Raw genomic sequence first — 13,573 nt, 5'->3', positions numbered from 1 at the left:
CCGGCGGCGCCGGCGGTTTCTCTGGCACCAGGCGCGCTTGGAGCTGGCGCGCCAGGTCGCCGATCTCGTTCTGCAGGCCGGCGCCGGGGGCGGGATCGTCCGGGTCGCGCAGCCATACGCGCAACTGCAGCAGCGGCGTGGAGATATGCCGACCGAGGCGCAGGCTGAGGGTCAGGGTGAGCAGCAGCAGGATCAGGCTGATCAGCCCCATGCTCTGCAGGCTGACCATCATCGGCTGCTGGAACTGTTCCATGTTCAGGCTGATGCGCAGTTGCCCGGCCATCACTTCCTGGAAGGTGATCTGCGTCGAGTAGACCCCTTCGGTGTCGCCCAGCAGGCTCTGCTTGGGGCGCGAACCGGCCTCGGCCAGGGTGCGGCCGTCGGCGCTGTAGATGGCGGCGTGGGCCACCAGCGGGTTCTTCGTCAGGTTGTTGAGCAGCACGTTGAGGCTGAGGATGTCGTTGGACACCAGCAACTCGGTGGCCGAGGCGGCGGTCTGGGTAGTCAGGCTCTGGCCCACGGCGTCGGCCTGCTGGTGCATGGCCTGCTTGAACTGCATGCCCATCACCCAGGCGTAGATCAGCAGCGCCGCCGCCACCAGCACCAGGCTGTGGATGGCGATACGCAGGGCCACCGGTACCCGGCGCTGGCGCAGGGCGTGGTAGAGCAACAGGAAGAAATTGTCGGGCTTGACGGAGGTGGGCCGGGTCACAGCGGGCTCGGTCTTCTATGAGGCAGTTGCCGGGCAGTATAACGGCGCCCCGGAAACGGGCAAAGCTTCGTCCGGCCTGCAATTGGGCGGGTCGCCCGAAGGTATGCGCCGATCCGATCGGCGGTTGCCCGGTGCACGGCCGAGAAAGTCGGTAGAATGTGCGCTTTTTCCATGGCGGAGACTGCGCCTTGCGCGAAATCGTCCTGATCAATATCACCGGGGAAGACCGCCCCGGCCTCACCGCGGCCGTCACCGGCGTACTGGCCCAGGGCGGGGTGAACATCCTCGACATCGGCCAGGCGGTCATCCACGACACCCTGTCCTTCGGCATCCTGGTGGAAATCCCGGACACCGAGCGGGCGTCCTCGGTCCTCAAGGACGTGCTGTTCACCGCCTACAAACTGGATCAGCAGGTGCGCTTCACTCCGGTGTCGGAAGCCGACTACCAGCAGTGGGTCGACGGCCAGGGCAAGCCGCGCCAGATCGTCACCCTGCTGACCCGGCGGGTGACCGCGGAGCAGCTGCAGCGGGTCAGCTCGATCACCGCCAAGTACGGCCTGAACATCGACCAGATCGACCGCCTGTCCGGGCGCATGCCGCTGAACATGCCGGCCGACCGTGGCAAGGGCTGCATCGAGTTCTCCGTGCGTGGAGAACCGGCCGACCCGGTGGCGCTGCGCGCCGAGTTCCTCAGCGTGGCCCAGGAACTCAATGTCGACATCGCCTTCCAGCAGGACTCGCTGTTCCGCCGCAACCGCCGCCTGGCGGTATTCGACATGGACTCGACGCTGATCGAGGCCGAGGTCATCGACGAACTGGCCAAGGCTGCCGGGGTCGGCGAGCAGGTGTCGGAAATCACCGAGCGGGCGATGCGCGGCGAGCTGGATTTCCGTGCCAGCTTCAAGGAGCGCCTGGCGCTGCTCCAGGGGCTTTCCGAGGGCGTGCTCGAGGAAGTCGGCGCGTCGCTGCGCCTGACCGAGGGCGCCGAGACGCTGTTCGCCGAACTCAAGCGCCTGGGCTACAAGACCGCCATCCTGTCCGGCGGCTTCACCTATTTCGCTCGCCAGCTGCAAGCCAAGCTGGGCATCGACTACGTGTTCGCCAACGAGTTGCAGATCGTCGACGGCAAGGTCACCGGCGTGGCCGTGGAGCCGATCGTCGACGCCCAGCGCAAGGCCGACCTGCTGCGCGAACTGGCGGCGAAGGAAGGCCTGCAACTGGAGCAGACCATCGCCGTGGGCGACGGCGCCAACGACCTGCCGATGCTCGGCCTGGCCGGCCTCGGCGTGGCCTTCCGCGCCAAGCCGCTGGTCAAGCAGTCGGCCAAGCAGGCGATCTCCACCCTGGGCCTGGACGGCATCCTCTACCTGCTGGGCTTCCGCGACCGCGAGGGCGTGGATGGGCGTTGAGTTCGTCGCGCCATGAAAAAGCCGCCTTCGGGCGGCTTTTTTGTGTTTGGGCGCGGCGGTCCAGAAGCGTAGGGCGAATAACGCGAAGCGTTATCCGCCGCCCAGCGACGATGCGCGGCGGTTCAAGGGTTGATTGGTGCGTTGGGGTAATGGCGTATAACCGCGAACGGTTATACGCCCTACGAAGGCTCCCATGGGGCGCGGCGGGTTACTCCTCCGAGGAGAAGTCGTAGTCCATCGCCTGGCTCGGCCCCTGCAGGTAGCGGCCCTGGATGTAGTTGGCGCCCGCCTGCCACAGCGTGGCCAGGGCGGTGGCGCTTTCCACCATGGGCACGATGGTCAGCTTGGCCTGGGCGTGCAGGCTGGCCATCAGGGTACGCAGGGTTTCCTGGTTCTCCGGGCGGCCGAGGTCCTGCACGTAGGAGCCGTCGATCTTCACGAAATCGACGCTCATGTGCTTGAGCGTGTTGAACGGGTTCAGCGCGCAGCCGAACTGGCCCAGGGCGACCTGGCAGTGCAGCTCGGCGAGGCCCTGGCTGAGCGCCTTGGCCTGCTTCAGGTAGGCGACCGCGTCAGTTTCGCTGATCTGCAGGATCAGCGAGTCCGCCGGCAGTCGCGCGGCCTTCAGCGCCACCGCCAGCCAGGGTAGCAGCCCGGCGTCCTGCAGGCTCGAGCCGGACAGGTGGACGAACAGCTTGGTGCTGTGGCCCTTGGCGCGGTGCTCGGCGAGCAGCTTGATGGAGTTCAGCAGCACCCAGCGGTCGATGCGTTCGGCGAGCCCGCCGGCCTTGGCCGCACCGAGGAAGTCGGCGGCAGGGACTTCCTCGCCCTGCGGGTTGAGCAGGCGCAGCAGCACTTCGTAGTGCTCGTGGCTGTCGCCGCGCAGGCTGATGATCGGCTGGAACAGCAGGCGGAAGCCGTTCTGTTCCAGGGCCTGCTGGACGATGGCCAGCAGGTCGCCGCGGTTGGCTGCGGCGGCCAGTTCGTCGGCTGGATCGTAGCGCTTGATGCCGTTGCCGTCGGCCTGGGCCACTTCGTCGGCGCAGCGGTGCGCGCGGTCGATGACGTCCTGGGCGCGGCTGGTCTTCTCGTCGAGCCCGGCGCAGCCGATCGACAGGGTCACCTGGGCGGTGCGCCCGTGGATGTCGAACAGGTGGCTCTCGACCTTCTTCAGCAGCCCAGCGAACAGCGCTTCGCTCTGTTCCGGCGTCTGGCCGTCGACCAGTACGCTGAAGGCGTCGTCGCTGAAGCGCGCCAGCAGGGTGTCGGCCGGCAGCTGTTCGCGGAGCAGGTTGGCGAGGTCGGCCAGCAGCAGGTCGATGCTGGCGATGCCCAGGCTCAGCTGCAGGTTCTGCGCGCGGTCGAGCAGCAGGTAGGCGAGGGTGGCGGTTTGCCCCGCAGTGACGGCGCGCTCCACGGCGGCATCCATCAGGTCGAGGAAGTGCGCGCGGTTGAACAGCCCGGTGACCAGGTCCTGGCTGCTGACTTCACGAAGCTTTTCGTGCAGTTCGCTGTTGTCCTGCTCGGCGCGAATCACCACCTGGATGCAGGGCTCGCCGTCGTAGGTGGCGGGCGAGAAACCCATGCGCGCCTTGAACGCCTGGCCGTCGACGCGGACGCCGGCGCAGAGCAGCTCCTTGTCGCCGTTGCCGTGCTGGTAGCCCTTGAGGAAGTCCTTGAAGGTGCTTTGGTCGCTGCTGCCGATCAGGTCGATCATCGGCAGGCCTTCCAGTTCTTCGGCGTCTTCGTAGCCGAACAGCGCGACGTAGGCGCGGTTGGCATAGATGTGCATGCCGTCGTGGACGTAGGTGATGGCGTCCACCGAGCTGTCCAGCAGCAGCTGGCAGCGTTTTTCCGCTTCGCGCAGGGCTACTTCGGCGGAGCGCCGGGCGCGGCGCTCCTCGAGGCTGGCGAACTCGCGGTTGGCCACCAGCACCAGGCGCTCGTCCTCGCCCTGGGGCAGGGCGTCGTGGGCGCCGAGGGCCAGGGCCTGGGTGATGTCGTCGGAGTCGTTGCCTTCGACCAACTGGATGAAGGGGATGTCCTTGGCCTGGCGACGCAGGGTGGCCAGCGCTTCGTCCGGGGCCAGGGCGGCGCTTTGCGGCGCGGCGATCAGCAGGTCCCAGGTCTGCTGCAGGGCCTCGCCGAGGTCCTCGGCGGACGTGAGACGGTGCACGCGGGTGGCGCGACCGGCGTTGCGGAACAGGCTGACCAGGCGCTCGGCTTCGTTCTGCGAGTCTTCCAGGATCAGCAGGCGGACGGTTTTCTTTTCATTGGCCATGGAAAGCTGCTTATAACGCGCCGGGCGGCAGCCAGAAGGCGACGAGTGGAGTGCGCCCGAATCTACAGAGACTTCCATAGCGAGTCAAAATCTTCCTCCCCCGGGCCGCTGTGGCTATTCGTCCCTGTGACCGGCTTATCGTCGGCGTCCTTCGGACGCTCCTGGCTGCGGTATTCGAACTGGCTGAAACTGCCGGTGGCGGTGACCTTGCGGGTCAGGGTGGCGCGGCGTTCCTCGCCGTGCAGGTTGATCTGCACCCGGCTGCCTTCCTGGAACGGCAGGCGCGGCGAGATCAGCGTCGCCGGCCGCGAGATGGCGGCGATTTCCGGCAGCAGCAGGGCGCGCAGGTAGTGGCTGCTCTGCTCCGACTTGCGCAGCAGTTGCAGGCCGCAGGGCTGGGCGATGGGCGCGATCAGCTCGATGCCCATCTGCGTGCCGCCGCCGCGTACCTGGCGGATCCAGCGCACCACCGCGACGCTCCAGCCCTGGCCGGGGGCGTCCTGGATACCGAGCAGCTCGCCGGCCTGCAGCTGGCTGGGGATTTCCTTCGGCCAGGTCAGGCAGTAGCCGCCGGGGCTGTGGTTGACGATGGGCAGGGGGTATACCGGGTACTCGTCGCCGGCGTCTTCGGCGACGCCGGGGCCGCTCTTCTCGTTGGCCTGGCTCAGCGGCTGGTATTCGATTTCCTCGAGGGGCACGCCCGGCTGCCAGTCGTTGACCTTCTGCGCGTCGAAGGCGCCCGACCAGGCGTCCTTGGTCTCGTGCTGGAAGGTCGGCTGGCGCACCGGCTCGGGCAGCTTGAGCAGCTCCGCGAAGCTGCAGCGGCCGGCCAGGTAGTAGTGCAGGGCGCTCATGCCGATGCACAGGGTCAGCTGGCCCTGGCCCAGGGTGCGCTGGAAGCTGCGTTCGGCGATGTCGCCCCAGGCGCTGGCGAGGTGTTGCAGCAGGTCCAGGCTGAATCTTTCGTTGACCTTGAACGGCAGCGCGCCACGTTTCTCCGGCGCGCATTCGAGGTATTCGCGGATGGCCGCCACCAGGCGCTGCGGGTCGATGCCAAGGCCACCCTGCAGCTCGCTGTCCTTGTACAGCGAACGGTAGCGCGGCGGGCCGTCGACCTGGGGCGAGGCCACGAACAGGCTGGACGGGCTTTCCGCCGATTGCAGGCGCACCAGCGAGCCCCAGGCTTCGAGGGCCTCGGCCACCTGTGCGATGCTCGCCTGGCGCATCTGGTTGCAGCGTGCGCACCCCAGTAGCAGGGCCACCAGGTAGGACTGTTCGACGCTCAGGGCGTTGCCGTGCTTGGCCAGGTCGTCGCGCACCGCCAGGCCCTGGATGCCATGCTGGCGGGCCAGTTGGTAGAGCTGGTGGAGTTCCAGCCAGAGGCTTTCCGGTACCGGGCAGTACAGCTGCTGGGCGCGGATCAGCGGGCCGCTGAGGCTGCGGATCGCGCGTTGCAGGGCGAGCGTGAGGATCTGCGCGCGTTCGCGGGTGAAGCGCGGCGCCTCACGCACCACCACCAGCTTGTAGCCGACCGCCAGGTGGTTCTGCAGCGCCTGGCAGAGGTTGGCGACCTTGCGCGGGCGCTCGTCCAGCACGATGGACTGGTTGAGGAAGTGCCGCTCCAGGTTGTGGCACACCGACTGGACTTCCGGGCGGAACAGCTCCAGCAGCTGCAGCCGGCCTTCCACCGTGAGCTTCAGCTGGTTGAGCTCGATCAGGCCCTGGTAGAGCTGGCGAGCGGTTTCCCCAAGGTTGGCCTTGGGCAGGTGGTCCAGCCAGTTCTTCAGGTCGCGCGCGTTGACGTTGCAGAAGCTCAGGCTTTCATGCGTCGGCGTCGGTACGCGCAGCAATTGCTGGGGACTGGGATTGTCCATGGTCGGATGAGGTACTCCAAGCTCGGGTCCGCGCGCTGGACCGTGTCCCGGTCTTCACGCCGGCTTTTTCCAAACTCTAGCAGTATCCACTTGATCTGGCAGCCCGTTCCCAAGGCTGGTGCGGGGCCTGCCAGCGTTTTCGTGTATCGGGGCGGACACAGTCGCGCCGCCCCCTGGACGATCAGGCCTGGCGCGCTGCGCCCAGCAACTGGCCCATGCGCACCGGGCTGCCGGCGCCCAGTTGCTCGGCCCAGGCGACCTGCTCGGGGCCGAACAGCACGATGGCGGTGGAGCCCAGCTTGAAGCGGCCCAGCTCGGCGCCTTTCTCCAGGTGAATCGGAGCGCGCGCGGCCTCGTCGTAGGCAAATGCCTTCAGCTCACGCTTCGGCGGGGTGACCAGGCCGGCCCACACGGTCTCGACCGAGGCCACGATCATCGCACCGATCAGCACTACCGCCATCGGGCCGCGCTCGGTGTCGAACAGGCAGACCACGCGCTCGTTGCGGGCGAAGAGCTCCGGCACCTGCTCGGCGGTCAGCTGGTTCACCGAGAACAGCCGGCCGGGCACGTAGACCATCTCGCGCAGGGTGCCGGCCAGCGGCATGTGCACGCGGTGGTAGTCCTTCGGCGACAGGTACACGGTGGCGAAGCTGCCGCCCATGAAGGGCGCGGCGCGCTCGGCGTCGCCGCCCAGCAGCTCGGCCAGGCTGAAGCTGTGGCCCTTGGCCTGGAAGATGCGGCCATGCTCGATCGGGCCGAGCTGGCTGATGGCGCCGTCGGCCGGGCAGAGCACGCCGGCCGGGGTTTCGTCCAGCGGACGCGCGCCATCCTTGAGGGCGCGAGTGAAGAACGCATTGAAGTGCTCGTAGGCCTGCAGGTCTTCGACCAGCGCTTCGCGCATGTCGACCTGGTAGCGACGGGCGAACCAGCCGATCAGGCGGTTCTTGAACCAGGCGGCGCGGCATTCGGCGGCGCAGCCGATCAGGCGCGACAGCAGGTGGTGCGGCAGCAGGTACTGGCCGAGGATGAACAGACGATCTTTGAACGACATTCCTTAAACCTCTACGGGGGTGTCGGGGTGGTTGCCCCATTCCGACCAGGACCCGGCGTAGCCCTTGACCCGCGGATAGCCGAGGGCCTTGGCCACCAGGTAGGTGAAGCCGGAGCGATGGTGGGTCTGGCAGTGGGTGATCACTTCCTTGTCCGGGGTGATGCCCAGGTCCTGGAGGATCTGCGCCATGTCGGTGCGGATGCGCAGGGCGCGGGCGCGGTCCATGCCGGCGGTCCACTCGAAGTTGACCGCGCCGGGAACGTGCCCGGCCTTGGCCGCCAGCACTTTCTGGCCGCTGTATTCGCTGGGGTTGCGCGCGTCCCAGACGGCCAGGTCGGCGGCGCCCAGGCGGCTTTGCAGGTATTCGCGGGTGGCGGTGGGCTCGTCGTGCAGGGTCAGCGGCAGCGGGCCGCCGGCCGGCGCCGGAACGTCCTGGCTCAGCGGCAGGCCGTCGGCCAGCCAGGCGTGCAGGCCGCCGTCGACATAGTGGTACTTGTCGTGGCCGATCACATCCAGCAGCCAGATGAAGCGCCCGGCCCAGCCTCCGCCCTCGTCGTCGTAGACCACGTAGACCGCATCGGGGTTGTGCCCCAGTTCGCCGAACAGCGCTTCCAGGTCGGCCTTGGCCGGTAGCAGGCCGGGCGCCGGCGCCTGGCCCCATTGGGTGCGCCGCGGGTCGACGAAGCGGGCGCCCGGCAGGTGGCCCTCGGCGTAGCGCGCCGGGCTGGTCAGGTCGACCAGGATCAGCTCGGGGGCGTCGAGGCGCGCGGCCAGCTCGGCCGGTTCGATCACCAGAGGCAGGGCGGAAAAGGCGGACATGGCGGCGACTCCCTAAGTGGCGGCCGGATGGATCTGCGCGGGGCGGCCCGGGGCCGCCCGCAAACGCCGCAGTTTAACGAAAAAGCGCGCGGCGCAGGCGGGCAATCGCTTTACCGGATGTGCGCGTCAGCCCGCGCTGGCACCGAACTGCTGAAGGGCGCGTTCGATGCACTGGCAGGTCTTGTCGAACGCCTGGCCCTGAACGTCGGCGATCGGCCGGCCGTGGCGGTCGGCGGCCACCAGCATCACTACCCGCTGGCCCCGGGCGAGCGAGCGCAGCAGCAGGTGCTCGCCGGGCAGCGCGGCTTTCAGCCGGCCGGGCATGACGGCGGAATACTCGGCCAGATTGCCCGGGTGCAGGTGCAGGCGCGCCGGGCGTTCGAGCAGCTTGCGCAGCAGTTGGCTGCTGGCGGCGGTCAGTTGCAGGGACTCGTTCTCGGCGGCCAGGCCGAAGCTGCGGCGCACCTGCAACTGGCTCTGCTGGCGGTCGGCCAGGAACAGCGCGGCGCGACCCAGGCCGCAGGCCTTGAGGGCGTCGCTGGCGCAGTCGAGCAGTTGCACCAGGTTGCCGAACGGGCTCGGGCTGCGCAGCAGTTCGGCGCAGGCGCGTCGCCACTGGTCGGGGCTGCCGCTCGCCGCCGCTGGCGCCTTGGGCCGGGGCTGCCAGCGATGGGCGTCCCAGGGCCAGAGCAGGGCCTGCGCGGGGTGCCAGTAGCGTGGGTCGGCATCCTTGCGCGCGCTCTGCACGGAAAGGCCGTGGACCTGCTGCTGCAGCGTCTCCAGTGGCTCCTGCAGGTAGAGGGCGGTCAGGCGCTGCCAGCGCAGCATGTGCGGCCCGCCCCAGGACTGGTGCGCGGCCATCGCCAGGCTGTTGGCGAGGAGGATGGTGTTGCCCGGGCGGGTCAGCCAGCGCGCAAGCTCCGGGTCGGCGTCCAGGCGTTGCTGCTGGGCCAGCGGCTCGCTCTCGGCGTGCGCCAGGTGCAGAGCGCGGACCAGCAGTTCGTGGTCCTCGCCGAGCAGGCGCAGGCCCTGGCCGATCCATTCCGGCAGGCGCCAGCGCTCGGCGAGGGCGGCGCACAGCGGCAACAGGCGCATGCCCAGCAGTTCCTGTTCCACGTCGGCGCTGGCGCGGCCTTCGCCGAGCACCTGCTGCTGCCACTGGTCCAGCAGCTCCGGGCGCGCCGTGGCCAGGGCCCAGACCGGGGCGAGGATGAACAGGCTGCCCCAGTGGATCTCCTGCCACAGCCGCGCCAGGCGGCTGGCGAACAGGCCGCTGGCCAGCTGCATGGCGTGGCGGCTGATCAGCAGCATCTGCCCCAGGGCCGGCGGCATCTCCGCGGCGGGCACGCTGGGCAGGCTTTCCAGCAGGGCGGCCGCGCGCACCAGGCCGAGACGGCTCAGGGCCACCTCCAGGCTTTCCGCCGGGTTGTCCGCGGCCATCCGCGCGCGATTGGCCTCGCGCAGGATGGCCAGGGCCAGGGTCGGGCAGTCCTGCAGCAGGTCGGCGATCTCGCGCAGCGAGCGGCGGTTGTCGCCGAGCGCGCGGCGCACCCGCTCGTGCTGTTCGGCGGGGACCGGCAGCGGCAGCTCTTCCAGCAACTGGAGCCAGGAGGCGAGGCTTTCTGGAACGGGGGTGTGGGTGGGCATGCTTGGGCCGCCGAAACTGGTTTTTACAATTCGCAGCCTATAGTCTTGCGCGGAATCTCCGATAACAACAGGGAGTCGCACGCGAGCGGCTCCATCCCGTCCACAGTTCCAGTCGAATCCTCAATGGCAAAAATCATCGGCATCCTCGTGCTGCTGGGCAGCGTCCTCGGCGGCTACCTGCTCTCCGGCGGCAAGATCATGGCCATCGTGCAGCCCTTCGAGGTGCTGATCATCGGCGGCGCCGCGCTGGGCGCTTTCCTCCAGGCGAACCCCGGCAGCACCTTCATGACGGTGCTGAAGAAGGCGCCGAAGATGTTCAGCAACCGCTTCACCCACGTCTTCTACCTGGAAGTCCTGGGGATGCTCTACGAGGTGCTCAACAAGAGCCGCCGCGAGGGCATGATGGCCATCGAGGCCGACCTCGAGGAGCCCTCGGCCAGCCCGATCTTCAGCAAGTACCCGGCGGTGCTGAAGGATGAGCGCATGACCGCCTACGTCTGCGACTACCTGCGCATCATGTCCTCCGGCAACATGGCCCCGCACGAGCTGGAAGGCCTGTTCGACATGGAACTGGGCAGCCTCAAGGAAGACTTCGAGCACCCGGCCCACGCCGTGACCCGCGTGGCCGACGCGCTGCCGGGCTTCGGTATCGTCGCCGCGGTACTGGGCATCGTGATCACCATGGCCCTGCTCGGCCAGGGCAGCCAGGCGGAGATCGGCCACCACGTCGCCGCCGCGCTGGTCGGCACCTTCCTCGGTATTCTCGCCGCCTACGGCTTCGTCGGCCCGCTGGCCAACGCCCTGGAACACGACGCCAAGGAAGAGCTGAACCTCTACGAGGCGATCAAGGCCTGCCTGGTCGCCTCGGCCTCGGGCATGCCGCCGTCGCTGGCGGTGGAATTCGGCCGCAAGGTGCTGCTGCCGGCGCACCGTCCGAGCTTCTCCGAGCTCGAGCAGGCGGTACGCGGGCGCTAAGGTATGGACAACAACCAGCCGATCATCGTCAAACGCATCAAGCGCTACGCCGCCGGCCACCACGGCGGCGGCTGGAAGATCGCCTTCGCCGACTTCGCCACGGCGATGATGGCCTTCTTCCTGGTGCTGTGGCTGCTGTCTTCAGCCACGCCGGAGCAGAAGAAGGCGATTTCCGGCTACTTCCAGGACCCCATCGGCTTCACCGAGAGCGCCAGCCCCTACGTGATCGACCTGGGCGGCACGCCGACGCCGGCGCCGGACAAGACCCTCAACCCGCAGATCCAGGCGCAGCCGGAAGCCGACGAGACGCGCATCAGCCCGCAGTCGGAAAAGGAAGTGAACCCGTCGGAGGCCGAGCGCCAGGCCGAGGCGATCGAGCAGGAACGCCTGGAGATGCTGCTCCAGGAGCTGCAGAACAAGGTCAACGAGAACCCCGAGCTGCGTCCGTTCAAGGACCAGATCCTGTTCGAGATCACCCGCGACGGCCTGCGCATCCAGATCGTCGACGCCGAGAACCGGCCGATGTTCGACCTCGGCAGCGCGCGCCTGCAGCCGTATTTCGAGGACATCCTGCTGGCCATGGCCGAGACCATCAAGCAGGTGCCGAACAAGATCAGCGTCAGCGGCCACACCGACGCCAAGCCCTACGCCGGCGACGAATTCGGCAACTGGGAGCTGTCGGCCAACCGCGCCAACGCCGCGCGCCGCGCCCTGGTGGCCGGCGGCTACCCGGACGGGCAGATCGCCCGCGTGGTCGGCTACGCCGCCTCGCAGCTGTTCGACCGCAAGAACCCGCTGAACCCGGTGAACCGGCGCATCGACATCATCGTCCTGACCAAGCGCGCGCAACGCGCCATCGAAGGCCAGGACGGCAGCGACGCGGACCCGGCCAAGCCGGCGGCGCCGGGTGCTGCCACGACGCCAGCCCCGGGCACCGTGCCGGGCGCGCAGCCGACCCAGCCGCTACCGGCCGAACAGGTGCGCGAGAAGCTCAACCTGTTCGACGACGGTGGCACGCTGAAACTGGACGAGCTGAAGAAGCAGTAAGCGCGGGATCAGTACTCCGGCTCCGGCATGCTGGCGAGGATGTGCCGGTAGCTGGCCATTCGCTGCGGGCTGACGCGGCCTTCTTCCAACGCCTTGAGCAGGGCGCAGCCGGGTTCGCGATCGTGCTTGCAGTCGCGGAAGCGGCAGCGCCCGAGCAGGTCCTTGAACTCGATGAAGCCGGCCTCGACGTCGTCGCGGCTGACGTGGCCCAGGCCGAACTCGCGGATACCGGGGGAGTCGATCAGGTCGCCGCCGGCGGGGAAGTGGAACAACCGCGCGGTGGTGGTGGTGTGGGTGCCCTTGCCGGTGACTTCGGAAAGCTCGCCGACGCGGGTGTCGACGCCCGGCAGCAGCGCGTTGACCAGCGACGACTTGCCCACCCCGGACTGCCCGACGAAGACGCTGATGTGCTCGTTCAGCGCGGCGCGCAGCGCATCCATGGCCAGGCCGTTGAAGGCCGAGACCTCCAGCAGCGGGTAGCCCAGCTCACGGTAGGTGCTCAGCAGGCCGTCGATCTGCTCGGCGTTCTGCTCGTCGATCAGGTCGGCCTTGTTCAGCAGCAGCAGCGGGCGGATGCCGGCGTGCTCGGCGGCTACCAGGTAACGGTCGATCAGGTTGGCGTGGGGTTCCGGGCGCGGGGCGAAGACGATGACGATGCGGTCGACGTTGGACGCCACCGGCTTGAGCACGCCGCGCATGTCCGGGCGGCACAGCTCGGAGCTGCGCGGCAGTTGCGCGACTATCACGCCGATGCCCTGGTTGCCCGGGCGCCAGACCACGCGATCGCCGGTGACCAGCGGCGGCAGGTTGGCGCGCAGGTGGCAGCGCAGCACTTCGCCGGCGTGCTCGCCTTCCAGCGCCTCGACTTCCACCTGGACGCCGAAGTGGGCGATCACCAGGCCGTTCTGTTCCGGGCCCAGGTCGCCGCCTTCCAGCTCTTCCACGGCGCGCGACTCGCGCTTGGCGGCGCGCGCCGCGCGCTCTTCCTGGATCTTTTCGATGCGCCAGCTCTGCCGGCGGGTGAGATGACGCTTGGCCATATGCAGTCCACGGGAAAAATCGCCGGCGAGTTTAGCATGCGTCGGCGCGCTTCCCGCTAAACTAGGGGGCTTGAGCCGAGGAGCGCAGCATGCAGAACGCACAGAACCTGATCTGGATCGACCTGGAGATGACCGGCCTGGACCCGGACCGGGACGTGATCATCGAAATGGCCACCATCGTCACCGACAGTGACCTCAATATCCTCGAGGAAGGTCCGGTTATCGCCGTGCACCAGAGCGAGGAAACCCTCGCCGGCATGGACGAGTGGAACACCCGCCAGCACGGCCAGTCGGGGCTGACCCAGCGCGTGCGCGAAAGCACCATCAGCGCCGCCGAGGCCGAGGCGCAGACCCTGGCCTTCCTGGAAAAGTGGGTGCCCAAGCGCGCCTCGCCGATCTGCGGCAACAGCATCTGCCAGGATCGCCGCTTCCTCTACCGGCACATGCCGAAGCTGGAAGCCTACTTCCATTACCGCAACCTCGACGTCTCTACCCTGAAGGAACTGGCCGCGCGCTGGGCCCCGCAGGTGCGCGACGGCTTCAAGAAGGGCAACACCCACCTGGCGCTGGACGACATCCGCGAATCCATCGCCGAGCTGCGCTACTACCGCGAGACCTTCATCAAGGTCTGACCCGCATTAGCGGGGCGCTAGGCCGTAGGAGCAACTGTCTTGCGCGCACTCCCCACCCTGTCGCTCCCGCGAACGCGGGAGCCCAG

Annotated in this window: 11 protein-coding genes; 4 read left to right on the top strand and 7 right to left on the bottom strand. The window is 68.3% G+C overall.

The features are described from left to right. On the bottom strand, positions 1 to 712 hold a 712-nt coding region (locus P3W75_RS16420; RefSeq protein WP_276228370.1), incomplete at its 3' end, for an AhpA/YtjB family protein. A gap of 188 nt (positions 713 to 900) precedes the next feature. On the opposite strand from P3W75_RS16420, the gene serB reads away from it, so the two are divergent. Continuing rightward, positions 901 to 2,121: a phosphoserine phosphatase SerB gene (serB, locus tag P3W75_RS16415; RefSeq protein ID WP_276228369.1), complete on the top strand. Its 1,221-nt coding sequence runs from the start codon at positions 901 to 903 to the stop codon at positions 2,119 to 2,121. A gap of 208 nt (positions 2,122 to 2,329) precedes the next feature. Here the strand turns inward: serB and P3W75_RS16410 are convergent, their stop codons facing one another. From P3W75_RS16410 to P3W75_RS16390, 5 genes are all read right to left on the bottom strand, one after another. Continuing rightward, positions 2,330 to 4,402: a GGDEF/EAL domain-containing response regulator gene (locus P3W75_RS16410; protein ID WP_276228368.1), complete on the bottom strand. Its 2,073-nt coding sequence runs from the start codon at positions 4,400 to 4,402 to the stop codon at positions 2,330 to 2,332. 62 nt (positions 4,403 to 4,464) lie between these two features. Further along, positions 4,465 to 6,276, bottom strand: a complete 1,812-nt coding sequence (locus tag P3W75_RS16405) for a molecular chaperone (protein ID WP_276228367.1) — start codon at positions 6,274 to 6,276, stop codon at positions 4,465 to 4,467. Positions 6,277 to 6,457: 181 nt separating this feature from the next. Continuing rightward, entirely contained in the window at positions 6,458 to 7,327 is an 870-nt protein-coding gene (gene asd, locus P3W75_RS16400; RefSeq protein WP_276228366.1) for an archaetidylserine decarboxylase, read from the bottom strand. A gap of 3 nt (positions 7,328 to 7,330) precedes the next feature. After that, the gene (gene rhdA / locus P3W75_RS16395) at positions 7,331 to 8,146 is read right to left on the bottom strand and encodes a thiosulfate sulfurtransferase (RefSeq protein ID WP_276228365.1); all 816 of its coding nucleotides are present in this window, start codon (positions 8,144 to 8,146) and stop codon (positions 7,331 to 7,333) included. 126 nt (positions 8,147 to 8,272) lie between these two features. Beyond that, positions 8,273 to 9,793, bottom strand: a complete 1,521-nt coding sequence (locus P3W75_RS16390) for an HDOD domain-containing protein (protein ID WP_276228364.1) — start codon at positions 9,791 to 9,793, stop codon at positions 8,273 to 8,275. Positions 9,794 to 9,916: 123 nt separating this feature from the next. Here P3W75_RS16390 and motA point away from each other — a divergent pair, with 123 nt between their 5' ends. After that, the gene (motA, locus tag P3W75_RS16385) at positions 9,917 to 10,768 is read left to right on the top strand and encodes a flagellar motor stator protein MotA (RefSeq protein ID WP_276228363.1); all 852 of its coding nucleotides are present in this window, start codon (positions 9,917 to 9,919) and stop codon (positions 10,766 to 10,768) included. Between the two features lie 3 nt (positions 10,769 to 10,771). Further along, positions 10,772 to 11,815 (top strand): flagellar motor protein MotB, encoded by a 1,044-nt coding sequence (gene motB, locus P3W75_RS16380; RefSeq protein ID WP_276228362.1) that lies wholly within the window; start codon positions 10,772 to 10,774, stop codon positions 11,813 to 11,815. Between the two features lie 8 nt (positions 11,816 to 11,823). Here motB and rsgA read toward each other — a convergent pair whose 3' ends face one another. Continuing rightward, positions 11,824 to 12,855 (bottom strand): small ribosomal subunit biogenesis GTPase RsgA, encoded by a 1,032-nt coding sequence (gene rsgA, locus P3W75_RS16375; RefSeq protein WP_276228361.1) that lies wholly within the window; start codon positions 12,853 to 12,855, stop codon positions 11,824 to 11,826. A gap of 89 nt (positions 12,856 to 12,944) precedes the next feature. On the opposite strand from rsgA, the gene orn reads away from it, so the two are divergent. Beyond that, positions 12,945 to 13,487: an oligoribonuclease gene (gene orn, locus P3W75_RS16370; protein WP_276228360.1), complete on the top strand. Its 543-nt coding sequence runs from the start codon at positions 12,945 to 12,947 to the stop codon at positions 13,485 to 13,487. Positions 13,488 to 13,573 lie beyond the last annotated feature (86 nt).

It is taken from the genome of Pseudomonas citronellolis (genome assembly GCF_029335315.1).
GTDB classification, from domain to species: domain Bacteria; phylum Pseudomonadota; class Gammaproteobacteria; order Pseudomonadales; family Pseudomonadaceae; genus Pseudomonas; species Pseudomonas citronellolis_A.
Note: the sequence above shows the minus strand (reverse complement) of the source record. Positions and strands in the feature narration are given on the sequence as shown.